Annotated in this window: 29 protein-coding genes, 1 tRNA gene, 1 pseudogene and 1 riboswitch; of the genes and pseudogenes, 7 read left to right on the forward strand and 24 right to left on the reverse strand. The window is 69.4% G+C overall.

All coding sequences use genetic code 11. From position 1 onward, the window contains the following. Nucleotides 1–63 precede the first annotated feature (63 nt). From LZF96_RS09635 to LZF96_RS09660, 6 genes and pseudogenes are all read right to left on the reverse strand, one after another. Complete coding sequence (locus LZF96_RS09635; RefSeq protein WP_233868765.1) at nt 64–768, reverse strand: MgtC/SapB family protein; 705 nt, start codon at nt 766–768, stop codon at nt 64–66. 1 nt (nt 769) lies between these two features. After that, nucleotides 770–2,149 (reverse strand): annotated as a pseudogene (gene mgtE, locus LZF96_RS09640) (magnesium transporter). Between the two features lie 261 nt (nt 2,150–2,410). Next, nucleotides 2,411–2,584, reverse strand: a riboswitch (M-box (ykoK) riboswitch). A gap of 100 nt (nt 2,585–2,684) precedes the next feature. After that, on the reverse strand, nt 2,685–3,890 hold the full coding sequence (locus tag LZF96_RS09645; protein ID WP_233868769.1) for an ABC transporter ATP-binding protein: 1,206 nt from the start codon (nt 3,888–3,890) through the stop codon (nt 2,685–2,687). Next, nucleotides 3,887–4,564: a molybdate ABC transporter permease subunit gene (gene modB / locus LZF96_RS09650; RefSeq protein WP_233868771.1), complete on the reverse strand. Its 678-nt coding sequence runs from the start codon at nt 4,562–4,564 to the stop codon at nt 3,887–3,889. The genes LZF96_RS09645 and modB overlap by 4 nt, the downstream gene beginning before the upstream one ends. 36 nt (nt 4,565–4,600) lie before the next feature. Further along, nucleotides 4,601–5,422: a molybdate ABC transporter substrate-binding protein gene (modA, locus tag LZF96_RS09655; protein WP_233868773.1), complete on the reverse strand. Its 822-nt coding sequence runs from the start codon at nt 5,420–5,422 to the stop codon at nt 4,601–4,603. Nucleotides 5,423–5,649: 227 nt separating this feature from the next. Next, nucleotides 5,650–6,711, reverse strand: a complete 1,062-nt coding sequence (locus LZF96_RS09660) for a helix-turn-helix transcriptional regulator (RefSeq protein WP_233868775.1) — start codon at nt 6,709–6,711, stop codon at nt 5,650–5,652. 285 nt (nt 6,712–6,996) lie between these two features. On the opposite strand from LZF96_RS09660, the gene LZF96_RS09665 reads away from it, so the two are divergent. Further along, nucleotides 6,997–8,202 (forward strand): triacylglycerol lipase, encoded by a 1,206-nt coding sequence (locus tag LZF96_RS09665; protein WP_233868777.1) that lies wholly within the window; start codon nt 6,997–6,999, stop codon nt 8,200–8,202. Between the two features lie 389 nt (nt 8,203–8,591). Here the strand turns inward: LZF96_RS09665 and LZF96_RS09670 are convergent, their stop codons facing one another. The 3 genes from LZF96_RS09670 to LZF96_RS09680 all read right to left on the reverse strand — a co-directional run bounded on the left by LZF96_RS09670 (nt 8,592) and on the right by LZF96_RS09680 (nt 10,766). After that, nucleotides 8,592–9,458, reverse strand: a complete 867-nt coding sequence (locus LZF96_RS09670) for a TIGR02391 family protein (protein ID WP_233868780.1) — start codon at nt 9,456–9,458, stop codon at nt 8,592–8,594. 256 nt (nt 9,459–9,714) lie between these two features. Next, on the reverse strand, nt 9,715–9,933 hold the full coding sequence (locus LZF96_RS09675; protein WP_233868783.1) for a DUF397 domain-containing protein: 219 nt from the start codon (nt 9,931–9,933) through the stop codon (nt 9,715–9,717). Further along, complete coding sequence (locus tag LZF96_RS09680; RefSeq protein ID WP_233868785.1) at nt 9,930–10,766, reverse strand: helix-turn-helix transcriptional regulator; 837 nt, start codon at nt 10,764–10,766, stop codon at nt 9,930–9,932. The genes LZF96_RS09675 and LZF96_RS09680 overlap by 4 nt, the downstream gene beginning before the upstream one ends. A gap of 141 nt (nt 10,767–10,907) precedes the next feature. Here LZF96_RS09680 and LZF96_RS09685 point away from each other — a divergent pair, with 141 nt between their 5' ends. From LZF96_RS09685 to LZF96_RS09705, 6 genes are all read left to right on the forward strand, one after another. Then, entirely contained in the window at nt 10,908–11,150 is a 243-nt protein-coding gene (locus LZF96_RS09685; protein WP_233868788.1) for a hypothetical protein, read from the forward strand. Beyond that, nucleotides 11,147–11,569, forward strand: a complete 423-nt coding sequence (locus LZF96_RS09690; RefSeq protein ID WP_233868791.1) for a hypothetical protein — start codon at nt 11,147–11,149, stop codon at nt 11,567–11,569. The genes LZF96_RS09685 and LZF96_RS09690 overlap by 4 nt, the downstream gene beginning before the upstream one ends. A gap of 548 nt (nt 11,570–12,117) precedes the next feature. Continuing rightward, entirely contained in the window at nt 12,118–12,687 is a 570-nt protein-coding gene (locus LZF96_RS09695; RefSeq protein WP_374203186.1) for a GNAT family N-acetyltransferase, read from the forward strand. A gap of 14 nt (nt 12,688–12,701) precedes the next feature. Further along, nucleotides 12,702–12,830 carry a hypothetical protein gene (locus LZF96_RS26505; RefSeq protein WP_267940683.1) on the forward strand — a complete coding sequence of 43 codons (129 nt, stop codon included), beginning with the start codon at nt 12,702–12,704 and terminating at the stop codon, nt 12,828–12,830. A gap of 68 nt (nt 12,831–12,898) precedes the next feature. Further along, nucleotides 12,899–14,455: an asparagine synthase-related protein gene (locus LZF96_RS09700; protein WP_233868795.1), complete on the forward strand. Its 1,557-nt coding sequence runs from the start codon at nt 12,899–12,901 to the stop codon at nt 14,453–14,455. A gap of 225 nt (nt 14,456–14,680) precedes the next feature. Next, nucleotides 14,681–14,768: transfer RNA gene (locus LZF96_RS09705), tRNA-Ser, on the forward strand. Between the two features lie 133 nt (nt 14,769–14,901). Here the strand turns inward: LZF96_RS09705 and LZF96_RS09710 are convergent. The 15 genes from LZF96_RS09710 to LZF96_RS09780 all read right to left on the reverse strand — a co-directional run bounded on the left by LZF96_RS09710 (nt 14,902) and on the right by LZF96_RS09780 (nt 25,658). Beyond that, a complete protein-coding gene (locus tag LZF96_RS09710; protein ID WP_233868797.1) occupies nt 14,902–16,296 on the reverse strand; it encodes a site-specific integrase in 1,395 nt (464 codons plus the stop codon). A gap of 79 nt (nt 16,297–16,375) precedes the next feature. Next, a complete protein-coding gene (locus tag LZF96_RS09715) occupies nt 16,376–16,567 on the reverse strand; it encodes an AlpA family transcriptional regulator (RefSeq protein WP_233868811.1) in 192 nt (63 codons plus the stop codon). A gap of 216 nt (nt 16,568–16,783) precedes the next feature. Then, nucleotides 16,784–18,160 (reverse strand): phage/plasmid primase, P4 family, encoded by a 1,377-nt coding sequence (locus tag LZF96_RS09720; protein WP_233868815.1) that lies wholly within the window; start codon nt 18,158–18,160, stop codon nt 16,784–16,786. Next, nucleotides 18,157–18,348, reverse strand: a complete 192-nt coding sequence (locus LZF96_RS09725) for a hypothetical protein (protein ID WP_233868820.1) — start codon at nt 18,346–18,348, stop codon at nt 18,157–18,159. The genes LZF96_RS09720 and LZF96_RS09725 overlap by 4 nt, the downstream gene beginning before the upstream one ends. A gap of 161 nt (nt 18,349–18,509) precedes the next feature. Continuing rightward, complete coding sequence (locus LZF96_RS09730; protein ID WP_233868825.1) at nt 18,510–19,406, reverse strand: bifunctional DNA primase/polymerase; 897 nt, start codon at nt 19,404–19,406, stop codon at nt 18,510–18,512. 94 nt (nt 19,407–19,500) lie between these two features. Next, nucleotides 19,501–19,692, reverse strand: a complete 192-nt coding sequence (locus LZF96_RS09735; protein ID WP_233868830.1) for a hypothetical protein — start codon at nt 19,690–19,692, stop codon at nt 19,501–19,503. Then, nucleotides 19,689–19,952 carry a hypothetical protein gene (locus tag LZF96_RS09740; protein WP_233868835.1) on the reverse strand — a complete coding sequence of 88 codons (264 nt, stop codon included), beginning with the start codon at nt 19,950–19,952 and terminating at the stop codon, nt 19,689–19,691. The genes LZF96_RS09735 and LZF96_RS09740 overlap by 4 nt, the downstream gene beginning before the upstream one ends. Before the next feature lie 149 nt (nt 19,953–20,101). Then, nucleotides 20,102–22,324, reverse strand: coding sequence for an FtsK/SpoIIIE domain-containing protein (locus tag LZF96_RS09745; RefSeq protein WP_233868839.1), 2,223 nt, complete (start codon nt 22,322–22,324; stop codon nt 20,102–20,104). Nucleotides 22,325–22,436: 112 nt separating this feature from the next. Further along, entirely contained in the window at nt 22,437–22,640 is a 204-nt protein-coding gene (locus tag LZF96_RS09750) for a hypothetical protein (RefSeq protein ID WP_233868842.1), read from the reverse strand. A gap of 98 nt (nt 22,641–22,738) precedes the next feature. Continuing rightward, nucleotides 22,739–23,119, reverse strand: coding sequence for an RRQRL motif-containing zinc-binding protein (locus LZF96_RS09755; protein ID WP_233868845.1), 381 nt, complete (start codon nt 23,117–23,119; stop codon nt 22,739–22,741). After that, on the reverse strand, nt 23,116–23,742 hold the full coding sequence (locus LZF96_RS09760) for a DNA cytosine methyltransferase (RefSeq protein WP_233868848.1): 627 nt from the start codon (nt 23,740–23,742) through the stop codon (nt 23,116–23,118). The genes LZF96_RS09755 and LZF96_RS09760 overlap by 4 nt, the downstream gene beginning before the upstream one ends. Continuing rightward, complete coding sequence (locus LZF96_RS09765) at nt 23,739–24,914, reverse strand: conjugal transfer protein (protein ID WP_233868851.1); 1,176 nt, start codon at nt 24,912–24,914, stop codon at nt 23,739–23,741. Before LZF96_RS09765 ends, LZF96_RS09760 begins: the two co-directional genes overlap by 4 nt. Beyond that, nucleotides 24,911–25,111: a hypothetical protein gene (locus tag LZF96_RS09770; protein ID WP_233868853.1), complete on the reverse strand. Its 201-nt coding sequence runs from the start codon at nt 25,109–25,111 to the stop codon at nt 24,911–24,913. Before LZF96_RS09770 ends, LZF96_RS09765 begins: the two co-directional genes overlap by 4 nt. Continuing rightward, nucleotides 25,108–25,401 (reverse strand): DUF6303 family protein, encoded by a 294-nt coding sequence (locus LZF96_RS09775; protein WP_233868856.1) that lies wholly within the window; start codon nt 25,399–25,401, stop codon nt 25,108–25,110. The genes LZF96_RS09770 and LZF96_RS09775 overlap by 4 nt, the downstream gene beginning before the upstream one ends. Then, nucleotides 25,398–25,658 (reverse strand): hypothetical protein, encoded by a 261-nt coding sequence (locus tag LZF96_RS09780; RefSeq protein WP_233868859.1) that lies wholly within the window; start codon nt 25,656–25,658, stop codon nt 25,398–25,400. The genes LZF96_RS09775 and LZF96_RS09780 overlap by 4 nt, the downstream gene beginning before the upstream one ends. Between the last annotated feature and the right edge of the window lie 64 nt (nt 25,659–25,722).

The following is a 25,722-nucleotide window of genomic DNA, read 5'->3' on the forward strand; positions in this document are numbered from 1 at the left end:
CCGGCCCGCGCTCCGGACCCCGCGCCCCTCCCGACGGAGGGACGCGGGGTCCGGAGCGCGGGGTCAGATGTCGGCCTCGTCGAGCGCCTGCCAGCGGACGGCGCTGACGCCGGGTTCGAGACTCAGGCGGTTGACGGCCTCCTCGAGCCGATCCTCGGACCGCCCCCGGCCGGTCATCCCGGCCTGCACGTGGACCCTGCCGGTGTGGTCCACGTCCTGGCTCTCCAGGGAACGCAGTGCGAAGCCCCCTGCCGAGAGGGATTGCAGGAGCAGGGCCCTGACGTGGGCCTCCTGGTCCTCGCGGCAGGTGATGCGCAGCCGGTAGAAGGTCCGGGTCTCGCTGCCGTCGCCGACGGGCGCGGATTCGATCTTCCGGGCGATGGGACGCAGCAGGAGGTTGGCGGTCACCACGGCGATGGCCCCCAGCAGGGCACCGAGGTACAGGCCGCTGCCGGCCAGCACGCCGATGGCGGCGGCGCACCAGATGGTGGCGGCGGTGTTGATGCCCCGGATGTTGATGCCGTCGCGCATGATCACCCCGGCGCCGAGGAAACCGATGCCGGAGACGACCTGGGCCGCGATCCGGGTGGGGCTGACCTCGCCGGGGGTGTTGACGGCCAGCAGCACGAAGAGGGCGGAGCCGGTGGCGACCAGGGCGTTGGTGCGCAGACCGGCCATCCGGGCACGCCACTGGCGTTCGACACCGACCAGGGCACCGAGGCCGAACGCGGCGGCCAGTCGGAGGGTGAAATCCAGGGTGTCGATCATGTCATCCCACTCCCAGCAGCCAGCCGGTGAGGCTGAAGTAGACGGCCAGACCGGTGAAATCCTTGATGGTGGTGATGAAGGGGTCCGCTCCCGGTGCATGATCCAGCCCCATCTTGAACAGCAGTCAGGGCAACGCGAAGCCGAGGAAGGTGGCGAGTGTCACGGAGGTGAACAGGGACAGCCCGACGGCCAGGCCCAGCAGGGGGATGTCGTTGGGCACGCCCTGCCAGAAGTAGGCGATGGCGCCGCCGAGGCAGGCCAGGATCAGGGCCATGGTGGCGCCCACCCGCACCTCCCGGAACAGCTGGTGGCCGAACGCCTTGGGATCGATGTGCCCCAGGGCCAGCCCGCGGGCGAAGATCGTCGTGGACTGGGTGCCCACGTTGCCGCCCATGTCCATGATCAGCGGAACGAAGATCGCCACCGCCACCACGGCCGCGAGGACATCCTCGAACCGCTCGATCAGACCGCCGACCATGAGCCCGCCGACCAGGGTCACCATGAGGAAGGCGATCCGCACCCGTACCGGGTAGAGGATGCCGCCCCGGGTCAGTTTCTCGCTGCGCAGCAGTTCCTTGGCATGGGCGGGATCTCCGAGCCCCGCCTTGCGGTACATCGTCTCCGAGGCGTCGTCCTCCAGGGCGTCCATCGCGTCGTCGTAGGTCAGCGCGCCGACCAGACGCCGCTCGGAGTCGACCACGGGCAGGGCGCCGAGGTCGCGCAGTTGCAGCAGTCGGGAGGCGGCGGCCGCGTCGGCGGTGGTGGTCACGGAGATGTCCGGCAGCCGGGCCAGGGTGCCGATCGACGCGGTGGGCTCGGCCCGGACCAACTCGGCGACGGTCACCAGACCCAGGTGGTGACGCCCCTCGTCGATGACGAAAACGGTGGTCAGGTCCTCGGGCCCCAGCCGGGAATCGCGCACCGCCTCCAGCGCCCGTGCCGCCTCGGTGTCGGGGCGCAGGGCCAGGTAGCGGGGGTTGGCGAGTCGTCCCGCGCTGTCGGCCGGGTAGGACAGCAGCACGCCGACGCGCCGGCGGTCGCTCTCGGACAGGGCGGCCAACAGCCGCTTGGCGACCGTGGCCGGGGCCTCGTCCAACAGACGGGCCTGGTCGTCCGGGGCCAGGGAACCCAGCACCTCGGTGGCCTCGGAGGTGGTCATGGCCGCCAGGAGGTCCAGTTCCTCCCGGGCGGTGAACAGGTCGAAGACCTCGACCGCCGTCTGCTTGTCCAGCAGACGGTAGGTCAGGGCCCGCTCGGTGGCGGGCAACTCCCGCAGGACCGCCACGGCCTCGTCGGCGGTGAGACCGGTCAGGAGATCCTTGGAACCGGACAGGTCGCGGTTCCGCAGGGCGTGCAGCAGTTCGGTGTGCGTGGTGCGCATGGCGTTCTTCCCCTCGGCGGGGTCGGGGCACGCCGCACAGCCCTCACGACCGGGGGACGGGGTGGGGCGGGGCGGGCCGATGGGTGGCGATGACCCGGCGACTGTCACCGGGCCCCGAGGCGGTCTCCGCGGAGACCCGACCACTCGGTGGCAATGCCCTCACCTCCCCCGCCCTCCGGCCCCTCCCGGGGCATGAAAAAAGACCTCCCGCACAGGGGAGGTCTGCGTCACTCACGGCAGGGCACCGGGCATCGGACGGCCCGGGCTTCCCTTCGTAGAGCTTCAGCACTGCGGGCCTAGGGAAGAACGTGTCTCCCCGGTCTGCGTTAAGCCAAGCCTTGATTCGGCAGAGCCTGTTCAACCCGTAGGGGTCTCTCGACCTTCCCGGGCAGCAGACGCGTACGCACGCAGGAGCCTCACCTAACGGGACACCTGATGGTTCGCTTTCGACCCGAAGCATAGGTCGAAGACCTCGGCCGGTCAAAACCGGGCGGGGTTCGGGGGGTCGGAGGTGCCCGGGGCGTGGGGGCGGCCGTCAGCGGGACGGCGCCGTGAGGACGGCGACGCGGTCGGGGTCGGGGACGGCCGTCACGAACCGGCCGGGGGGCGGCGGGGGCCGGTCGCGGACCGGCGTCAGGGCGGTGAGGACGGTACCGTCGGGCAACCGGAGCCGGGTGCGGTGCAGCGGGCCCTCGGGGGTGGTGTCCAGGACCGTGCCGAGGACGGCACCCGGCACCCGGTCGTCGGGGGCGGTGTCGTCGGGGGCGGGAGCGCTGAACGGGCCGTCGCCGGTGCCGGGTTCCCCCAGGGCGACGTGTTCGGCGCGGACGGCGAGCAGTACCCCGGTACCGGGGGCGGTGGGGGAGGGGACCCGCAGGCACCCGCCGCCGACCGGGCGGTGGACGCCCGGCCGGATCGTGGTGGCCGGCAGCAGGTTCTCGTAACCCAGCGCCCGGGCGACGGCGGGGGAGACCGGATGGTCCATCACGTGCTCCACCGTGCCCGACTGCGGCGTGGCCCCGTCCACGACGAGGGTCAGGTCGTCACCCAGCGCGTACGCCTCGGCGCGCTCGTGGGTGACCACCACGGTGGGGATCGCCAGAGTGCGCAGCAGGGCCCGCAGATCGGCGCGGATGGCCGTGCGGGTGGGCGTGTCCAACGCGGAGAGCGGTTCGTCCAGCAGCAGGAGCCGGGGTTCGGGGGCCAGGGCCCGGGCGAGGGCGACGCGCTGGGCCTGCCCCCCGGAGAGCTGGGCGGGTCTGCGGTCGAGGAGGTCGGTCAGACCCAGCAGGCCGGTGAGTTCGGCCAGTCGGGCCGCGCGGTGCGAGCGGGAGGCGCGCCGCAGGCCGTAGAGGATGTTCCCGGTGACGGTGAGGTGGGGGAAGAGCGCGTAGTCCTGGAAGAGGTGGCCCACCCGGCGGTGCCGGGTGGGGACCAGGACGCGCCCGACGGAGTCGTACCAGGTGGTACCGGCGCAGGTGATCCGCCCGTGGTCGGGGGTGAGGAGGCCGGCGAGGGTGCGCAGGATGGTGGTCTTGCCGCCGCCGGAGGGGCCGAAGAGGACCGTGGTCCGGCCGGGCGCGACCTCCAGTCGGGCGGTGACGGCGGGGCCGCCGCGGTGCCGGGTGGTGAACCGGGCGGACAGCCCCGGCTCCGGCTCGCGCCCGGAGCGCGTGTCCGGGCGCGTGTCGCACGGCTCGTCGCGGGGCCCGGGCAGCGGTTCGCGGAGAGGGGTGGTCACGGGGCGACTCCGATGGGGACGAAGCGGCGTTGCAGGGTGTACGTGGCGGCCAGGACCACGAAGGAGAAGACCAGCAGCACGGCGCTGGTGCGGTGGGCGGCGGCGTGGTCCAGGGCCTGCACCGAGTCGTAGACGGAGATGGACACCGTCCGGGTCACGCCGGGCAGGTTGCCGCCGATCATCAGCACCACACCGAACTCGCCGACGGTGTGCGCGAAGGACAGCACGGCGGCGGCGACGATGCCCGGCACGGCCAGCGGCACCGCCACCCGCGTCAGGGTGCGGGCCCCGGACTCGCCCAGCGTCCGGGACGCCTCCAGCAGCCGCGGATCGATCGCGCGGAACGCGGCCGTCACCGGCTGGACGGCGAACGGCAGGCTGAACAGCACCGAGGCGATCAGCAGACCGGTGAACGAGAACGGCAACCGGTGACCGGTCACCCCCTCCCAGGCCCGGCCGAACGGCGACCGGGGCCCCATGGCGACCAGCAGGTAGAAACCCAGCACCGAGGGCGGCAGGACCAGGGGCAGCGCCACCACGGCCTCGACGCAACTCCGCCACCAGCGGCGGGGCCGGAAGGCCAACCAGGCGCCCAACGGCACCGCGATCACCAGCAGGATCGCGGTGGTCAGGGCCGCCAGTCGGGCGCTGAGCCAGATCGCCTGCCAGTCCATGAAGAGTCCGCCGTCCCCGTCCGTTCCCGTCGCCGATCAGTGGCCCGGCAGGTGAAAGCCGTACCGTTCCAGCAGGTCACGGCCTTCCTCGCCGGTGAGGTAGCCGGTGAGGACGCGGGCCGCCTCCGGGTCCTCGGCCCGTTCCATGATCACCCCGCCCTGGTTCAGGCGGGGGAAGGTGTCCAACGGGATCTCGTACATCTCACCCCGGCCCTCCATCGCCGGGGCGACGGCCAGCGAGAGGGCGATGATCCCGGCGTCCGCGCCGCCGGAGACGACGAACTCGGCGGTCTGCGCGATGTTCTCCCCGTAGACCAGCTTGGGCTCGACCTCCTCGAGGACCCCCGCGTGTTCCAGGGCCGCCATCGCCGCCCGGCCGTAGGGGGCGTGCTCGGGGTTGGCCACCGCGACCTTCCGCACGCCCGGATCGGTCAGCGCGGCCATCCCGTCCTCGGCGATCCGGAGGTTCCCCTCCGTCGGAGCCCACACCACCAGTCGTCCCACCGCGTACTCGAAGGCCGAGTCGGGGAGCGTGACCCCCTCCTCCTCCAGGTACCCGGTGTAAAGGGTGTCGGCGGACAGGAACACGTCGAACGGCGCGCCGTTGGCCAGCTGGGAGGCGAAGTTCCCCGAGGAGCCGTAGGCGACCTCGACGTCGATGTCGGGATGGTCGACGGCGAACTCCTCCAGCAGCTCGTCCAGCGCGAACCGCAGGTCCGAGGCCGCGGCCACCCGCACCGACCCGGCACCGGTCCCGGTCGTCGAATTCGCGGCGTCGCCGCCGGCGGTGAACGTCCCGCAGCCGGCCAGCAGCGCCGCCAGTGCCGGCGCGACCAGGGCCGCCCCCCACCGGGCCATCCGCCCGGTGCCGGTGCCACGCCTGTGCCCGCTCCCGGCCCCGGCCCGGTTCGCCGACCCGGCCCCGGCCCCGGCCTCGCTCCCGCTCCCGGCCCCGGCCCCGGCCCCGGCCTCGCTCCCGGCCCCGGCCCCGGCCTCGCTCCCGCTCCCGCTCCCGGCCCCGGTTCCGCACCGGTTCCCGGCCCCGCTCCAAGGGGCCGTCCCACGCCCGACCACCCGTCCGCTCATCACCGGATCTCCTTTCCGGCGGCGGCCAGGTCGTAGCCGCCGAGCCTGCGCAACTGCGCGCCCACCCGGGGGGAACACCACAGTTGCAACAACACCGCCAACCCCGGGTGATCCACGAAGCGTCGGTCCGTCCACAGCTGCACCACGTGCTCCTCCAGGGCGGTGAAGCCCAGTCCCATCGCCCCGGCCGCCGCCGCCGTCGTCACGCCGGCCGCGACCCGACCCTCGGCCGTCATCCGGGCGGCGGCCAGGTGCCCGGCGGCCAGCGGTCCACGCGGGCCGGGGCCCCGCCCGTCCCGGTCCGGTGCGCCCGACATGCCACCCGGCGCACCGTCCACGGCGCCGAGTGCGCGCAGCAGCGCCTGCTGCGCGGCGGCCCGGGCCTCGCGCTGGGCCACCGGCACCCGCCCCGCCGCCACATCCGCCGGTGCAGGGCCGCCGCCCCGGTGCGCCAGACCCACCGGCCACCGCGTCAACTCCCATCGCACGACCCCGTCGGGCACCTCCGGCAGACCGCCGGCCGGTCCGTGCACCACGGCGGCGTGCACCCGCCCGGCCGCCAGCGCCTCCAGCGCCGGGCCGGAGGAGGCGTGCACCACCAGCACCCGCCCCGCGCCGCGCGGGGGGCCCGCCGAGGCGGCCGTGCCCAGCGCGGGCTCGCACCCGGCCACCACACATCCCTCGGGCGTCGCACCCTCCAGCAGCCGGGGTCCACCGTCCTCCCAGACCGCGTCGGCCAGCCGGAATCCGCCCTCGCCCGGTTCCTCCAACACCGACCACACCGTGGTTCCGCCGACCCGGGTCACCGCCAGCGGTGTCCCCTCGGCGGGCTCAGGGGTACCGGGCAGGGCCGGCGCGAACCCCTCGCCGACGGAATCGGCGAACAGTTCCTCCACCGAGCAACCCAGCACGCCCGCGAGCCGCAGCGCCGCCGACACCGACGGCACGTTGCGCCCGGCCTCCACCGCCGCCACCGACTGCCGCGACACCCCGGCCGCCGCCGCCAGCTCCGCCTGCGACCAGCCCACCGCCAACCGCCGCACCCGCACCGCATCCGTCATGACAGCAAAATAGCGCACCGCCATGATTCCGGCATCGAGTTCGGATGGCCTTCCCGCCCGCCCCGCCCTCCCGCTTCGGGGGCGGGCGGAGCCCGACGGTCCCCGCGGCCCCGACGGGGCGGGGAAAGGACGCGTGGGTGCAGGGCGACGAGACGTGCCGGACACGTCAAACATTCCCTGTCAACAATCCATCACATGTGGTGAACTCCGCAGCTCAGAGGAGTGGCGCGTCCGCATCGCCCCGCATGATGACGTCGTTTCCCCCTCCCACGAAGGAGTACGACCATGGCCGAGACGGCCGAGCCCAACGTCGGTACGTTCACCCTCGGTGGGGTGCCGACCCCCGAGTCCGCCGGGGCGATCGAGGTGCCGGAGCACGAGGAGTGGACCCTGCCGAACGGCTTCGCGTGGGTCTTCCCCGGCGAGGGCAACCGCGGTGGTCTCGTGCGGCCCGTGATCATGGCGGACGGCTTCAACCTCGGCCGGAGCAGGCTCGACGAGCTCTACCGGGGTCTGGAAAGCGGCTTCCCGTTCATCGGCGAGCTGCGCCGCTGCGGCAGGGACGTGATCCTGCTCGGCTTCGAGGAACGCAGCGCGTCGATCCAGGACAACGCGCAGGCGGTCGAGGCCGCCATCATGCGGACCGTCGCCGAGCAGCGGGGCGACGCCCGCCTGGTCGTCGGCGGCTTCAGCATGGGCGGTATGGTCACCCGCTACGCGCTCGCCCGGATGGAGACGCGACGGATGGACCACCGGACCGCGCTGTACTTCTCCTACGACAGCCCCCACCGCGGGGCTTCCATCCCGGTCGGCGTCCAGGCGTTCTCGCACTTCATCCCCTTCCCCAACGACTTCGCGAGGCAGATGAACAGCCCGGCCGCGCGCCAGATGCTGTGGCGGCACCACGACAAGGACACCGGCAAGATCGGCGTGGCCCCCGAACGCGCGGAGTTCCTGACCGCCCTGGAACGGGTCGGGAACTGGCCGATGATCCCGCTGAAGATCGGCGTGGCGAACGGTCGAGGCGACGGGGTCGGCCTGCCGGACGTGACGCCCGGCGAGGTCGCGCTGCGGATCGACCGGATCTACCCGGGCACCACCTTCCACGCCCAGGCCCGGGGCGACGACGCGACGGCCGCCTACCTGAACCGGAGGCTTCCGAAGGCCGAGAGGACCATCACGACCGACGACTTCCCGGAGCTGGACGGCGCGCCGGGCGGAACGCTGCACACCTACGGGATCCTCGCCCGGGCGATGGAGAAGCTCGGTGGCAGGGCGGACCTGCGGTACGAGGACGTGTGCTTCGTCCCCTCGGTCAGCGCCGTCGCGATCCGCGACATTGAGAAGCAGGACGACCTGTACGCGAGCATCAATGAAGCCGGCCCCGAGAACAGCGAGTTGGACGACTTCCTCTGTTCGTCCACCACCACCGCGCACACGGCCGTCACCGCGGAGCTGTGCACCTGGATCATGGACCGACTCCCCGACTGATCCCCCTCACCCCGACCGGGGTTGCCGCCCGCCCGCTCTCACCGGGTGGGCGGCAACCCCCGGCCTCGGGTCACGCTCCGACCGGCTCGCCCAACTCCCGGTGGGAACGCCCGGCCTTCACCGCGAGGGATCAGTCGGCCCCGGGGCGGCAAGTCGGCACGTTTGCCGTAGAGGAGAGATTCACCCTCCGAACCCGGGAGTTCCGAGAGCGCGCCCCGTCGAGGGAGGAGGGCGGGCCGAGGCGGAGTCGACCGGAGCCGGAGGACCCCGTCCGGACCACGGATCCCGTCAAGTGACCCCGGCCGGTAGGTTGTAGCCGCCCCGCCCCTGGTGGGACGGGCACGGGAGGCTTGCCCGAGCGGCCTAAGGGAACGGTCTTGAAAAATGAATCAGGCGCTACTTGGCCCATCGCCGACGCGATGGATTTCGCATTTTTCGAGCAAGCGGGCAAAATAGCTGTATGCTGCGAGCCTTTCCATGCCTTCCTGTTCGGTCAATTCGTCGCGAGTGTGCGTCGTAACATTCCTGACGGTGAGATTCAATCCGGTCGCCAGATTGGTCAGCGCCTTGCCCAGTGGCTCCAAACCACCCCGCATGCTCTTGCATGTCTTGGTAGTAGGGTCACCGGGCCATACGAGCTTGGGCTTGCCAGGTTTGGGATCGCCGGGTGAGAGCGTCTCTTGCCAAAACGGCGTGTCATTGCTGTCGTGGCGACCCAAAACTGTCTTCCAGTGCAATGTGAGTGCTTCAGAAGCCTCCCGCACGGCAACCCTGTACTGATGAGTTGTCCAGTGTGCGGCTGCTGCGGTCCAGATGATCGGATGCAGTTGGGACGGTGCGAATCCCGGTAGGGCGAACTCGGTTTCTGCCTCCGCTTCGTCGATCATTGTGCTCAGCCGCCCCCGAACCGTGGCTGCCGTGGTGCGAACTTCTTGGGGAGTGAAAAGCGCTTTGGGCGACGACATGAGAGACCAATTGGCAATGGGATCGACGGTGCCGATCCCGGCGACACCAATACTCGCCCCGGTAATGGCAACAGCCCTCGCGGCAGCACCCGCAGTCTCCGCCACATCAAGCTCAAGCTTTCGTTCCACCGCCTGATCCTGTCCAGTTTTTACCCGGACGGTGGGGTGCAGGCCGCGGGAGCTGAGATGGTCGCTCTCCACCTGGGTTTCCATCCAGTGGTTGAAGGCTTGCTCGAATCTCTCCACTGCGGCAAACAGTCGCTTCAGGTAGTCTGCGCCGTACTTTGCCATAATGCATCCTTCGTGGTTTTATCCAATTGAAGTCGATGGTCCCCATCGGTTCTCTCTGACCGTCGAGGAGTAGTACTGATTACTGTGCTAAGGAGTTTAATGGGCTCGCTGCTCTGGTGGCATGGAGTTGGAAAAATTAGCTACAGTCGGTGTGGTAGCGGGCAACTGTTTGAGAGACTTTGAACCGGGTGACCAGGAATGACGAAGCCCCGCTCCTCCTTCGCGGAGAGCGGGGCTTCACGTGGGTATGTGGAAGCTACACGGCGAGGTCATCACCACGGATGACGGTGACGAACGCCGCCCACGCCGACGACTCGAAGGCGAGCGGACGGCTGTGTGGGCTCTTGCTGTCGCGAACCCGGACGGGACCCGTGTTGGTGTGATCCGGTGCCCATTCAACACAGTTGCCGCCCCCGTTGCCGCTGTAGCTCGACTTGACCCACTCCGCGAGGGAGAGGTCAGGCTGGGTGATCATGTCGGAAGTGCCTCCATCGCGGACTTGATGAACGCCGCCGAGTCCCGGGGCGACAGGGCCGATACCCTCAACAGATCGTATGCCCGCTCGCGATCGGTGACGCTCTCCAGGTCCTCCATCAACGTCCCTGTCGTGATGCTCTCCTCATAGGCCACTCGCCTGCCATCGCCCAAGGTCATCAGGGTGAGGGAGCCACCCACCAGTGCATGTCCCCCGTAGGAGAATGGGAGAACTTGCACCATGGTTCTCTGCGTGAGCGTCAGCTTCAGGAGCCGGGACAGTTGGGCCCGCATCTCGACCGGCGATCCGAAGCCCCGCCGGAGCACCGCCTCATCGAGCACAGCCGAGTAGTCCTTGAGAGCAGCGGCTGTGGACTCCAGTAGAGCTTGGTGACTCAGACGAGCGGTGACCAGCTCCTCGATCCGATCTTCCGATGCCCATGGGTTGGCCTCTCTGAACTGTGCCCGCGCGTACTCCGGTGTCTGCATGAGACCCGGCACAATCTGACCGCTGTACTCCCCGATGACCTGGGCTCGCGACTCAAGGTCCATACGGCGCTGGAACTGATCGGGGTGGATCTCCTTGCTCGCAAGTCGGTACAGCTCCTCGAAGATGCCATCCGTGCCGAAGGCGGCGTCCAGGCGGGCCGCCAGGTCGGGAGGAGGCATGGAGTCCGCGGTCTCGATACGGGACAGGTGACTCCGACTGATGTTCACCACCTCTGACAGGGCTTCCAGGCTCAGGCCTGCCCGTTCCCTGTGAGCACGCATCTTCGCACCGAAGAGATGCCTGCTACTCCGGTCGGGGGTGAGTTCGCGCGGACGTGCGGGCACGGTGCATCTCCCATCTCCCCAAAGGGCACTGGGGACATGAATGCCTACTGATTGTGGTCGGACGGGGCCACGCTGGAGTGAGCAAGGTTAGTGATCCCCCGCCGAAGCGGCAGGCGAACGCATGGAGCGAGACACGTGGCGATGGTAGGCAGACATGGTGCGGCAGCCGAGAAGATCCAGGAAGCCGAACTGGTCCGTGACGAGTTGGCCACCGCGTTGGAGAAGGCCGGTGTTCGGTTGCCGTCACTCGGCCTCGACATCCCCTCGTGTACGAGCCCCGTCCCCTTGGCGTTGATCGGTCTGGGCCGTTGCAACGTGGAGACCGCTCGGAGGTTGACTGCCGCAGTACGCCTCGGAGTGGAGCAGGGGAAGGAGGAGGGATGAGCGACCAGGTCCGGCGTTCCGTCGATGAGATCGAAGAAGTACGTCACGTTGGATCGGCCGAGCCACTCCCTCTGGGTGACCTGCGGGAGCGTCAGGCGGAGCTGAGCGCACGCATTGCGGCACACCTCAGGTCACTCGGCGGCGAGGGTCCTGAGATTCATCGAATGCGCGTCTTCACCGTCGAGGTGTACACGGAACCGGATGCGGAGCCCTTCACCGTGACCATGCAGTGCGCCGTGTGTGAGCGAGCAGGCCCGGCGGTGGAGCTACCCGGGGATGAATCCCCTCTCGGTCGGGACACGGCTCGGCGCATCGCGGTCGATTGGGTGCGGGAGCACCGGGTCGGCCATGGTGAGCACTTCACGTTCCGTCTGGTGGAGACACACTCATACCGCCTGGTGTCCGGGGGTTGGCGATGACGGAGTTCCATGACGGTTACTGGTGTGAGGTGATCGCCCACAGCCCCGAAGCCGAAGGGGAATGGATACTCGGGGGATATCGAGCGGCCTCTCCACGTCTGGCATTGAGATGGATGCGGGAACAAGCACGCCGTCTGTCCGAGGCGTTGGACCCGAAGCCAGAATCTTCCGCTTTCCCGTTCCACGCGCTCCACCCCTCACAGCCCGGATCCCGGCCATGTCTTTCGGGAGTGGAGGAGTGACATTCGGTATCAAGAAATTCAGCTTTCCGCCTTGGTGCAGGGTCGGCAAATCAGTGTCAACGCCGGTGGGATCGACAGAATATGTGGGCGCCACGATGGGGAAGTTTTCTACTCGGTTTCGGCCCGACCCATCAAGGTCGACTTTGTCGTCGACTGGAGATTGAACGAACTCAATCATGTAGCTGTCTAGTCTTCTGATTCTTTCGTGACGGTGGCGATCAAGCACCAGGACAATCATCCGGGCTAGTTGTCGGCTGCGGCCCAAGGAATGAATGAATAGTGCTAGAAGGGTGCTCAGTGTACGAAATGCGCCTCGCTTTGGATGAGGATCGGGGCCAGATTTCAGAGATGGTCCGGGAACGTATGGCATGGATGCGTGAGCAGGGAATTCCGGACTGGCCTCGCAGTAATGAGGATGTGGAAGTGATTGCGTCACAGGCGGGATCAGGTAAACCGGTTTGGGTTTTGGTTTCCCCGGAGGGGCGTGTCATTGGCTGCACCAGCTTGTACGACAAGACGCCGGCATGGGGATGGAGTGATGAAGAACTGAAGCAAAGCGCCTACTTTCTCGCAACTTCTTTCACCCACCCTGCTTATCGGAGAGAGCGGCCCGGGCAGATCATGGCGCTATGGGCGCTGGATCGCGCGGCCCACAACGGCATTGATTGGGTTCGACGAGGAACTTTTTCTCATCGACTCATGGTCTATTACCGAGACGAGCAGGGTTGGCAGCTCGTCCACACTCCAGAACGCAAAGGGCATAGGGCATACCTGATGGCTCGTCCTTCCGAGCCTCAGCCCGAGTTGGCTGGGGTCATCACAGACTCCGTCGTTCCCATGAGCGACGGTTGCACCACCAAAAAGGTCAACGAGTAGAAAGGAAAGTGAGAATGCAGCAGGATTCGCCGTTCGACGGGGTCTTCGCTGACCAGGAGGTCAGGGAGGTTCCCGCGCTGGAACTGCTCTACACCAAGAAGCAGGGTAACGACGACACCAATACGGAGACCGACGACATCTGAGTCATCTTACCGGGGTCGGCCTCTTGCGGGGTCGGCCCCGGTTTGTAGGTGAGGGGGAGGAGAAAGCGATGCTCAGGATGAGGCTGACCGTGTCGAATGGAAGCAAGAGGTGGGAGTGGGACGGGAGGCGGTGGGCTTCCGGGTCTTCATGGATTGAGCCGTATGACCATCCCGCCATCGAGCATGAAATGACGGAGAACTCATCTAGGGCTTCATGTCTCGTGGTACGGGAGGTTGCCACTGGGGAAGCGCGGCTTTTTTCGACTCGGCGTCGCTTGTCCGATCCCGTCTTCCAGGATGGCATCAGGTTGCCCGAGTGCTGGCCTTTGCAGGCCGTAACGGTTCACACAAGTCCGAATGGGGAGGTGCGTGTCTCAACAGGTGAACGCGGTGTCGCTCCGGTTTACCTACGTTCCTTCGGGAATTTTCTGGCCGGTTCCTGGGATCTTCTTGATCTGGATCCTGAGGTTGAGGAAATGGAGTTCAGGGAGGTAACCGCAACCCTGTCGTACAGGACGAGGTACAGCACGGCCACGCCATTTCGTGCGAGCCGACTTCTTACCGAGCGTGCAACGGCTGTATGGGATGCCATAAAAGGTCTGAGAATTCACTACCCGGAAGCAGCTCTGCACTCTCGTCCCCGGATCCTGCGCCTCGACGCAGAACCTGTTTCCGTGTTCGCCGACCTTCTGCAAAAAGAGGTTTCTGCAAGGCCCGTGGATCTCTCCCGAAGTGCTGTCGAGCTTTCCGGCGGAATGGACAGCACTGTGACGGCTGTCTCTCTTTCCCGAACCATCGGCCCGATGCGGACCGCTGCTCTCATTCTTGATGGAGAAGTGGGAGTTCAGCAGGCCCGGCGACGGAATCAGATCATCGAGCACGGGCAATTGGGCTCCGACGTGACCTTACGTGCTGGGAACCATGGCCCGTTTCACCCGGCAGGATTCCGGTTCTTGGGGCGACGGTCCAGCCCAACGGATGGAACCTATGTTGAGGCTATGGGCGAGCTTTACAGACGCTTGTCCGCAGAGGGGGTTCGATGGCTCTTCACCGGAATTGGAGGAGATGAGTTGTGCTTCCAGCGACCCGAGGAGCGAGAGATTACGGGTGACGCATGGAACGTGCACCCGATCCCCGATCACCTCGGTCCGTGTGCCAAGAAACTTTTGCCCTCTCTTAAGGCGGACTTGGCTCCTGCTTCGGTTCTGCACGCCTCTACTTTGGCGGCGTTGGCGGTTCACAGCAGAACTGCCATGTCCAACGGGCTGTGGCCGATCAGTCCTTTGGCCAGTCCCCTCGTACTGCGTTTCGCCGAGTCGCTACCTTTGGAATGGCGTCGGAATAAGCGTCTGATGCGAGCATTGCTGGAAGTGGAAGGGTTCTCGCGAGATGTGATTCATCCACGCTTGCGTGAGAACTTTTCAGGAATTTGCGAGAAGGCGATGTTCCGACATGGCCTGCCTCTGCTCCGGAAGTGGCTCCCGGAGTCCGTCCTGGTCGACTTCGGGATCATCGATCCCCGGCGGCTGCGGAAGCTCTGCGACGAAGTGGCCACCTCGGGGCGCCACGCGAGGGAGCTCTACCGGCCGCTGGCTCTCGAAGGGGCGTTCCGGTCCCTCCGGTAGTGACCGAGCGAGCCCGGTGCCCCGGTGCCGAGGTCCGGGCTCGCAGCGTCTTGGGCCCCGAGGAGAAGGCTTCTACCCTGGTACAGGTGCCCTCCGCCCGGGAGAGAGTGGTGACCGGTGGGCGGCTCCAACCGGAGCCGGAGGACCCCGTCCGGACCACGGATCCCTCCCGGTGATTCCGGCCGGTAGGCTGTAGCCGCTCCGCCCCCTGGTGGGACGGGCACGGGAGGCTTGCCCGAGCGGCCTAAGGGAACGGTCTTGAAAACCGTCGTGGGGTAACCCCTCACCGTGGGTTCAAATCCCACAGCCTCCGCAGGGACAACGAAACAGCAGGTCAGAGCGGCCCCCACAATGGGAGGCCGCTCTTTCCGCTCACAGAGCGTGCGGGCCTGTCTCGGCTTGTCCCACTCTTGACCAGCGCGTGTGGCCAACCTGTGGCCAGGATGTCAGCCCACCTCGTCACCCAGGTGCGCCTCGATCAAGGCGTTCGCCTGGTGCTCCTGCCCGCGAAGAATCTTCGCGTAGAACCGCCACAGCACCGCTGGACTGTGGCCCGCACGGCGGGCCACTTCCGTGGGGTCGACCCCGGCCCTGATCCAGAGCGAGACGCCCGCGTGCCGCAGGGAGTAGGGCACCTCGGCCAGAGGCGAAGCCACCTCCTCCGGGGTCAGCGCACGCTCACGGGCCCGTTTCCACACCTCGGTGTACTCCGTCGAGCGCACCCGACCGCCGTTGACGGCCCGGAAGAGACGGCCGTCCGGTGCTGTCCGGTGCCGTTCCAGGTGCTCCCGCAGTAGGCCGACGAGAACGGGCGGGATGGGGACGGGCCGGGTGGTTTTGCGAGCCCGACGCTTGAGCGCTCGTGCCTCGTAGGACTCGCCGTCATCGGTCCAACCGGAGCCCACCTCGGGGCGGCTTCCCCGCAACAGCAGCTCGCCCCATCCGGAGTCCGGGAGACGACAGTTGCTCTTCTTCAGATCGGCCACCTCGGATGGCCTCATGGCGGCGAAATAGAGGCACCCGAAGAACGCTTCCAGGTGCTCGCCTCTCAGGCCGTCCTCGGCGACGCCACGTACCAGAGTCATGGCTTGTCGAGGACTCGGAACGTATTGGAAATCCACCTCGTCATCGGTCTGTGGAGGGTCCCAGTCGATGCGAGCCAGAGGATTTCCGGGAAGTGCACCCCGCTCGACGGCATAGCGAAGGGCGTTGCTGAATACCGCTCGCTTGCGACGAAAAGTGTTCTCCGCCGCAGGCTTCCTGTCGAGACGCAGGGAAAGAGCCGTGAGGGCCTGTCGCGTCTTCGTCGCATCGGCCAGCTCGGAGACCTTCATCGAGTGCTTGGCCAGCCAGTCCAGGGCCCCGGCCTCTTCCTCCGGGGGGTCCTCCAGCGCCAGCCGGTTCACCAGCTCCCCATTACCGTCACGTCGGCACTGGTAGGCCCACTGCTGCAAGGCGCGTCGCAGCACGTCCGCCGGGGGAGCCCCACGCTTGCGCTGATCGGTCAGCGCGGCCGTGACGACCGCCAGCGATTCGGCGATGCTGGCGCGCTGCTTCCCGGCCGCCCCGGGCCACTTCATCACCACGTACTCGCAGGTATGGGCGTACCAGGTGGGGGAGTTCTTTTCCCGAAGCTCATCGGCGGGAAGTCCGGTATCCGTGTCGAATTGCTGCCCCTTTCGAAGGGCCGACATCAACTCCGATCGGCGGCCGTCCGCCTGAGTTTTGGTCTGGAAGCGCTCCTGGTGAACCTCGGGGCCCACCCTCCAGCGAAGTTGGAAGGGGGCGGACTTGCTGTTCCGGGCCCTGATTCCCCAGATGCGAACGTCGTAGGTAAGCAACGCACTCCTTGCGGCAAAGGAACGGGGCGCGCCGACGAACGGCGCGCCCCGGTGGGGCTGATTTCTCGGACGGTATTTGTCAGGCGGCGGTGCTCCCCTGCGCGTTCCACCACGCGTCCAGGTCGCTGCGTCGGCACCGGAGCTGTCCGTTGGGGAGCTTGATGAGCGCGGGAGCCTGACTCCGGGCCCTCATGCGGTAGAAGGCGGCGCGGCTCATGCGGATCTCGGCGAGGACTTCGGGAAGGGTGAGCATGATGCGTTCGGGGGCCATGGTCACTTCTCCTCGGTGAAGTTGGACCTACATTGCTGTGGGTCGCGGCCCATCGCGGCCCAAGGCTGTGACCTGCGCTTTCGTTTCGGTCCCGGACGGCCGGGCGCGGCCCGGGGCATGGGTGCCCGGGCCGCGACGGGCCGTGCCGGGGATCTGGGAAAGCGGCAGGTCAGGGGTGATGGGTCGCGATGGGCCGCGACCCGGGGGAATGTGGGGTCAACCGGTGAGGGTGATCCCGTGGTAGGTGGCGATCCGCTCGCCGGACGGCGCCCGGGGCCGGGTGCGGTTGAGCTGGGGGACGACGGAGAGCAGGTTGCGGCCGAAGAGCTGTTTGTTGCCCGGGCGCACCCCGTTGTCCTCGGCCCACTCGCGCCAGACGGCCCACAGGGTGTCCACCGGGATGGTGCAGGCCGGGCCGGTGGTGCAGCGTTCGCGGATGAACGCGGAGGTGGGGGAGGCGGTGTCCTGCATGGTGGTGACCGCCTCGCGGCTGGAGACCGGTTCGGTGATCCGCCCGGTGCGCTGGAGACGGGCCAGCCCTTCCAGGGCCCAGTTGAGGATGCCGGGCATCTCCGCGACCAGGCGGTCGAACAGCGTGGGGTCCTCCTTGCCCAGCCAACTCACGGTCATGTTCAGCACGATGAAGCGGCGGGCGATGACCCCGGAGGCGTCCCCGAAGTGCGGCAGCTCGTTGGAGAGCAGCATCATTCGGGTGGGCAGCTTGCCGGTCCACTGTTCGCGGTACTTGCGGTCGATGTCGATGGTGTCCTCACCGCTGATGGTCAGCAGCCGTTCCACCACCTGACTGTTGTCCCGGCCCGAGAGCCGAGCGTCGGAGATGACCGCCAGCGGCTTGCCGATCAAAGTCGCCAGCCCGAAGTTGGTCCCCAGCCCGGCGAGGGTGGGACCGGCGAGATTGTCCCGGCCGACCAACTCCTTGAGCACCCGGGCGATGGTGCCCTTGCCCGAACGCGAGGGGCCGACCATCAGCAGGATCTTCTGTTGGTCGGTGCGCCCCGACAACACGTAGCCGAACCACTCCTGCAAGGCGGCCACCGCATCGGGGGCGTCCGGCCACACCTTGCCCAGGAACTCCAGCCAGGTGGGCGCCGTGGCGCCGGGGTCGTAGGGAAAGGGCACCGAGACGTGGTTGAAGAACCCCGGAGTGTGAGGCAGCAGCTCCCGATCACGGATGCGCAGAAGCCCGTTTCGGCATGCCACGATCGGGCCCTGGTCCCGTTCGGCGTCTGGGTCAATCCAGGCGGGGGCGTCGATCTCGGTGGGCAGCAGGGTGATGGCGCCCAGCGCGTCCAGCAGGTTCCCGATCTTCTGCTTGGTCGGCGCCCACTCCCGCATCACCTGCTGACCGTCCCGCTCCCCGCCGTCGTAGACGGCGTGCTCCAGGCGCCGGTACAGCCCGGCGCGTACCTGCTGCTCGTCCAGCTCCCGCCAGCACGAGCCGTGCCAGCGCATCCACGACGAACGCCAGCGCCGGAAGACCAGCCGCCCGGCCTCATCCCGCCAGTCCGGCAGCAACCGCCGCGCGACGGCCAGGGGATTGGACGGCGCGGGCAACTCCTCCTTCCCCGTCACGCCGCTCCCCTCCTCTCGTTCGTCGTGGTGGTGCGCAGGGGGCAGAGAGCCCGGTGCGCCCGGTGGGTGTCGATCAGGGCGAGCACCCGAAGGCGGCCGACGGCGCGGGCCCGGTGCCCGCACTCGCACCAGCTGCTCGCGGTGGGGGTGGTGCCGCGTCCGGGGGCGACGATGTGCAGCCACGCCACCGGGAACCGCCCGGTGGGCCGGTGCGGGTTCGAGCCTTCTTCGGGCGCCCTTCGGGCGACGACCTGTCGGCCGCCCACGGTGGGTAGGGGCGGGGCGGGTTCGGCGACCTTCCCGCCCCTCGCTGGCGGTTGGCCTTCCAAGGGGGAGGATCGGGGGGCGTTCACGCCGCCTCCCGGGGCCGGGCCTTGCGGATGGAGCCGTCCAGAGCGCTGCGGATCGTGGCGCGGCACTCAACAGCGGTCAGCCCCCGCCCCTCTCCCACCCCTTGGAAGGCCTCCTCGACCACGTGCCGGGAGATGTCGCCCCAGGCGACGAACCGCCCCACCTTGAAGGCGCAGCGGTTGAGCGTGGTGTTGCGCTGCTTGTCCGGCGCGGCGGCCACCACGGCGCACTCGGCTCGGAGTGCGGCCAGGGCCGCGCGGCTGCCGTCGACCACGGGAAGCACCAGCGGCCCCCCGGGGCGTGCGGGGGCGGGTTTCAAGATGGTGTGCAGCCATTCGGGCAGAGGGGCCACCGCACCGCCGCTCACGGCTTCGTACGCGCCGGTGTCGGTGGTGCTGCCCGCCGCGACCACGTAGCCGCCCCACGCCCGGGAGTCCACCAGCTCGCCGATGGTCCCGGCCGTGTTGCCCAACCGGGCCCCCTCGGGGGCGGTGAAGTACAGGTGCTCCCCACCACTGGCGGTCCGCACCCGGTAGGTATCCGGGACGGCGTGCCCGGCGCGCTCGCAGAGCGCCCGAAAGGTCGTCACGCCGCAAGGCGTGTCCGATCCGTCCTTCGGCCGGTCGAGGTCGATGACGACCAGGGCGGCCGGGCCGGTGGCGATGCCGACGTTGAACGGGCGGATCGACCACGCGGCGCGGATACGGGCCGGGTCGGTGGTCGCGCGCTGCTCCCACTTCAGGTGCCCGGCCGCACACGGGCCGGTGCCGGGGCAGCGGTCCTCTCGGTGCAGGGCCGGGCGCTTGGTGCCCGGCCGCAGCGGGAAGACCGGCCAACCGCGTTCGGCCGCATCCAAAGCGGCGCGCAGCAGCGCGGAACGGGGGTCGGATGTCATCCTGGTATCTCCTGTCGGTCGTATGGCCGGTTGGGGAAGCCGGGGCGGTGGGTCGTCTGTGGTGGTTGACCGCCGCCCCGGCGGTTTCGAGGGTTCAGTGGGTGTCGGGGAGCAGTTCGGTGAGGGTGCCGCCGAGGGTCGCGAGGCGGTGTTCGATGGCGGCCCAGGAGTCGGGGTCGATGCTCATGAGTGCGGCGATGGCGGCGGGGGTGTCCCCGGCGCGGTGGGCGGTGAGGGCGTCGCGCAGTTCGCCTGCGGCCATGAGGGTGATGCGGGGTTCGGTCATCGCGGGCCCTTCCTGAGGTGGGGGGTGGCGTGGTGGTGGATGCGGGCGGCGAGTTCGTGGGCGCGGCGGCCGGTGCGCAGGTGTCGGCCGTTGCCGTGGCAGCGGCGGCAGGCCCGGCCGCGTGTGGGGCGTCCGTGTCGGTCGGTGCGCAGGGCGAAGCCCAGTCCGTTGCACAGGCGGCAGGTGCGGAACGGGGCGACCGCACACAGCAGGATGTAACCGAGAGTGATGGCTAACAGGCAGGCGAGGGTGGTGGGCACGGGTGCCTCCCGGGCGGGTTTTAGGCGAGAACGCGGGTGTGGGGGCGGTGGCCTGCTAGAAGCTAGGTCGCAGGCCACCGCAGTGGTGGGGCGCTAGCGGGGACGCTAGGTCTAGCAGGAGGGGCCGCTAGTCCTAGCGGGCTTCCGGTTCAGTCCCGATCGCGGTTTTGGTCACGTTCGGTCATGGCGGTGGTGATGGCGGAGCGGGTGATGCCGCGCCGGTTGGCGCCCTTTCCGGCCTTGGTGGTGCCCCACACCTGGCGGGTGCGCACCCCGTGCGGCTTGAGCGCGGCGGTGAGCTGTTCGGCCTCCCATCCGGCGTAGACCTGCGGGCGCAGGGCGGCCAGGCGGGCGGCGATGGTCTCCGACCACGCCTTGTCCTCCCCGGCCTCCAGGACCGTCAGCACGTCGGCCAGCACGTCCGGGCCCTCATCCGGGGTCTCGGGGGCGTGTCCGGCGGCGTGGCCGGTGATGTTGCCGTACGCCTCCCGGGCGGCGCGGGCGCGGGCGGCGATGGTCTTGGCGGCGGGGGCGTCGATGAAGGTGGAGGCGACGATGCGGGGGTCGTCGCCTTCACCGGCCATCCAGCAGATGCCCTTGTCGGAGCGGGCGAACATGGTGGCGCGGTAGCCGGATTTGTACATGCTCTGCCCGAGCACCATGTCGTTGGCCACCTGTGACATGACCTTCAGGCAGAACCGCAGCACGGCGTTGTCGGAGATGCCCTTGGGCAGCGACTTGGCGTCCGGGCGTTGGGTGCCGAACATCGCGACCATGCCCAGCGCGGGGCCGCGCTTGACCAGGTCGGTGCAGATCGCCTCCAACTCCGCCCCGTGGTCGGGGTGCTCGAAGGCCACCTGGCACTCGTCCAACCCGACCACCACCGGATGCAGCCCGAGTTCCCGGTCATTCGCGAGTTCGGGGGTGACCTTGGATTCGGGGCAGCGGGTCAGCGGCAGGGACTTGATGACCTTGGCGCGGCGCCGCAGCTCCTCGCGCAGCTCCCGCAGGGAGGCCAGCACGTATTCGATGTCCTCGTCCTCCTCCCCGGCGCGGTAGCGGTGACAGACCGGCTCAAGGGCCCGGAAGTCGCCGGTGCCCTTGAAGTCGAAGGCGTGCAACTCGGCCCGCGGGTCAAGGGCGGCGATGAGGAGCAGTAGCCGCATCAGGAAGGTCTTGCCCATCCGGGGGATGGAGCCGACGACCACCGAGGCGAACATCAACGTCACCTCGACCTCCCGCATCCGCTGGTCGTTGCCGAACGCCACGGGCGCGAAGAGGTCGACGGTGCCCTTCTTGGCCAGTGGCCAGGCCGGGCGGCGGGTCTCGTTCATCGGCTTGTCCCCCACCCAGAGCACCAAGCGGCCCTCGTGCTCGGCAGGGTCGCCGGAGGGCCACACGCAGCCGAGCTTGCGGCGCAGGCCGGAGGCCAGTTCGGTGCGCTTGTCCATCACATCGTCCGGGGTCACGCCGTAGGGCAGATCGAGTTCGGCCCGGTAGCCGGGCCCATCCCGGGTGATCTCGGAGGTGAAGCGCATCCCGTTCATCTCCCCGCCCTTCTTGATGGCGGCGCCGATCCGGGGATGGCCGATGGCATCCAGCCCCCGCAGCACGAGTGAGGACGTCAGCTTGGGCACCTCGGTGACCTGCACCGCCGGGCCGATCACCGGCCGATCCCGCTCCTGCCCGGCCATCCCCAACGCCGCCACCGACAGGGCCGCGACGGCGGCCAGCCAACCGGGCGCCACCACATACAGGGCCAGCGCTCCGGTGGTGCCGAACAGCAGCGAGGCGGCCAGCACCAGGGAGCGCCATCGCACCCGGGAGATCCGGGTGCGATCCAGCCGCAGATACTCCTCGCTGTCCTGCGTGCTGACCGCGTGGGCCCGCAACGGAGCGCTCTCCGCATCGGAGGCCCAGCGCCAGACCCCGCGCACCAGCCGGGCCGCCCCCACCGGCGCGCGGAAGGCCAACCGGGCCGGATAGATCCCGCCCACGGTGCGCAGGCCGTGGTAGGCGCACACATACCCCGCCCGCGCCCCCGCCCGCCCCACGGTGGCAAACAGGTCCGCGCGGTGGGTCAGCCACGGCGCCAGAATCGGCCGCCGCACCTCCCCCCGCACCCCCGACCCGGCCAGACCGGGCGGATCCACCGGACGCGGACCGCTCCCCTCGCTCTCCTCTCCGGCGGCCGGGATGACCGAAGCGGTCTCCTCGGTGGGGCGGAACGTCTCCGGGACCACACCCGGCACCGGCGCGGGCACCGGGATCGGGATGGTGGGTGCGGTGGCATCGGTGGGTTTGGCCAGGGTGATGGCCGCCGGGGGGACCGGCGGCGCGGTCCCGTTCACGGCCGTGGTCGTGTCGGTCATGATGAACAAACCCTTCCTTCGGGCTCGACTCGAACGAAGTGGGACCCTGTGGGGCGGCCGATGCCGGGAAGCCTCCAGCCGCCCCACAGGGCGATTCGGTGGGGGTGATGCCTCAGAGCGCGAGGGGCTGGACGTCGAAGAACAACACGACGCCCCGGGCCATGGCGGGCTCCTGGTCGGCGAGGTGGTCACGGGCCTGCACGAACACCTCGCCCCGGGTCATGCCGGGCGGAAGGTGGACCTCGGTGGAGAACGTCATCCGCCGGCCGCCGGCCGCTTCCATCGTCAAAACGCACAGGTGGGTGAAGTCGGACACGGTGATTCCCCTTGTCTGGCGCGGGCCGGGTCTGTCCCGGCTCCCCTCACCGCCCGGCACCGGGCCGGGCGGATCGGGCAGCTGTCAGCAGCGGCGGTTCACGCGGCCAGCTCGGTGGGATAGGCGCACGGCACACACATGCCGAGCGAGGTGGGGATGCAGTAGTCCGCGACCCGCCCGCAGGCCGGACAGGTCCGGCGCGCTTGCATCGCCTTGGCCAACGCTTCGGCCCGGCCCGGTGTCATCGGCCGGACCGGCTTGGCGCGCTCGATGCGGTAGAGGTGGCCGACCAGCGGGGCCCGGCCCCGGCGACGCAGGCGCATCACCTGCGCCACCGGTTCCTGACCACCGGGCCGCAACCCGACCGCCCGCAACTGGCGACGGGTCGCCAACCCCTCCGGAGCGGCCCGCCACGGATAGGTCGGGATGCCGTACCGGACCCCCTCGGGGTCCAAGACATCCGCGTACGCGCGGCTCACCGGAGGGTCGTTTCGGGGAGGTGGGAGTGCACGGTTTCGCCGATCCACCGGGTGTAGGCCGGTGGGATGGCCTGACGTGCCTCCCGGTTGGTCATCCAGGTGCAGCCCATGGCGTCCGCGTAGGCCCGTTCGCCCTTGTGGGCGAAGGGCAGGAGGCGGGGGTGGTGCCAGCACGGCGGGAGGAGTTGCCCGCCCCCGCCCCAGGAGGTTTCGAACGCCCGGTGGCGGCGGATGTTCAGGCCGAACATCGAGCCGCACAACAGGTAGTCGGGGCGGATCGGGGCCTCGGGTACGTTCTCCATCACCCACGGCCGCCCGCACCGCTCCAACAGCTCCCGGCCGGGGGTCAGCAGGTCCGGGTGGGAGTCGCGGTTCCCGCGCCAGGCGGTGACCCGGGCGAAGGTCTGGCACGGCCAGGAGGTGTGCACCAGGTCGTAGCGCTCGATCTCGCCGGTGTCGATCAGGTCGGCCAGGTGGTCGATCGCGTCCGCGAGAACGAAGCGGTAGGGATAGTTCGGCTGGGGGCGGATGTCCACGCCGGTGACCTCGTACCCGGCCTCGGCGTAGCCCCGCCCCGCACCACCCGCGCCGCAGCACAGGTCCAGCACACGCCGCCGGATCACGCCGCGCTCACCCTCTCGGCACGTTCGGCGCGCAGGGCTTCGCGCAGTTGGCGGGCGTTGTCGGCGGAGGTGCGCACCGCCTGTCGGATGGCGTTGGCGGTCAACGCCTCATCCGCCCAGTCGTCGGTCACCGACCGCGCCTCGGTCAGGAGTTGGTCCCAGGATCGGCGCGGCACGGCTGTGCGGGTCGCGGAGGGTGGCACCGGTGTGGTGAGCCGACTCGGTCGGGGTCGGTCGGCGGCGGCCACCAGCGGTCGGGGCGGGGAGTCGGGGGCGACCGAAGCGCTCCCCGAGTCGGATTCGGGCCCGACCGGCGGGGCGACCGGGTCGGACCCGGCCCCGGGGGCGGACGGCTGTTCGGGCAGGCCAGGGGGCGACCACTTTGCAGTCGTCCGTATGGATTCCTCCGCATTCGCCACCGCGTCGACCGGGGCGGCCACGACGGCCGGGAGAGGGGTGGCCACCGGCAGCACCGGAACCCCGGTCGGGACATCGGTCGGGGTGGTGGGGGTGCCGCCGAACATGGCGGCCAGGGCGGCGTCCGCACCGGCCTGCAAGCGGTCGCGTTGGATGGTCAGCAGCCGACCGGCCAACGCCGGGTCCTCCCGACCGACCCGGCGGGCGAGCTTCCAGGCCCGCCGCTCGGAGGCCCTGCGCTTGCCCTCATCCGGGTGGGAGGTGGCGCGGGCCCGGTGGTAGGCCAACTCCTGGACCACCGCCGCCGCCCGGGCGTCGGCCTCCACATCCCGACCGCCGTTCTGGTGCACCACGATCCGCCGGGCCAGGAAGGCCATCCCCTCGGCGGCCACCGTCATCCCCATCGGGGTGATGGCGTAGACGACCATCTGCCCCACATCGTCGGCGGCCGTCACCGACATCGCGGACGCGGCGGCGGGCAGCAGCCACAGCCCCGCCCGGACCACCGCCGGGGAGGATTGCCCCAACAGCGTCAACCCCAGCAGCACCAGCGCCAACACCGCCGTCGCACCCTCACCGGCGGCCACCGCACCCATCGCGGTACCCGCGCCGTAGGCGGACTCGATGTTGCTGTACGTCCCGATCCCACCCGCGACACCGGTGGCCAACATCGGCACGAACGCCGCCGTCAACACGACCTTCTGCACCCGGGTCAGCGACCGGCCGATGACCGTGCTCATCTCGGTGGCACTCATGCCGCCCACCCCCGCATCCGACGCTTCCACCGGGTACCGGCGGCCAGCCCGAGAGCGAAGGACAACAGGACCGGGTGACCGGCGGCCAGTACCGCCAGCGCACCGGCCACGCCGATGACGGCGGCGGCCAGCGAGGGGAAGACCCACACCAGGGCCAGCAGCCCCGCCCACAGCAGGAACGACTTCACCGCGTTCACGCCGCCACCTCCCCACCGCGCTCGCGCAGCTCGATGGCGGCGATCAGGTCCACGGGCGCGTGCGGGTCGTCCGGTTCCGCCGAAGCGGCCGGACACTCCTCCCACCGCCACGCGGCACCCGGCAGCGGCTCATAGCCCAGATCGGCCAGCACCTCCCGGCGCGCGGCCGGAGTCGGGATCGGCACCCCGTGCGGCCACCGGTGCTCGGGCCAGTTGGAGACGCTGCCCAGCAGGGGCACGAACACCTTCCACACCCCGCCGCTGTTGCCCATCAACGCTTGCAGCTTCACGCCGCCACCCCCGCCACGAACAGGACGGCAACCGGCACCTCGGAGGTCTCCGGGAGGTGCGGGGCGACGGCCCGCAGCGCACGGGCGTACAGGCCGGGGTCATCGGCCAGGATGTCCCGGGCCGCGTCCAGCCGGGCCGCCCGTTCGGTGTCGCTCTCTCCCTCGACTCCCAACCACAGGGCCGGGTCGGTGCCAAGGGACAGTTCGGTGTAGTCGTGCTGGTCGCGTACCTCGTGCCGACCGATGAAGCTCTTCACAACGGGTCTCTCCTGTCGGTTGAAGGAAGACCGGGGGCGGCGGGTCGTCTGTGGTGGTGGTTGA

The organism is Streptomyces sp. ST2-7A (assembly GCF_021390475.1).
GTDB lineage: Bacteria > Actinomycetota > Actinomycetes > Streptomycetales > Streptomycetaceae > Streptomyces.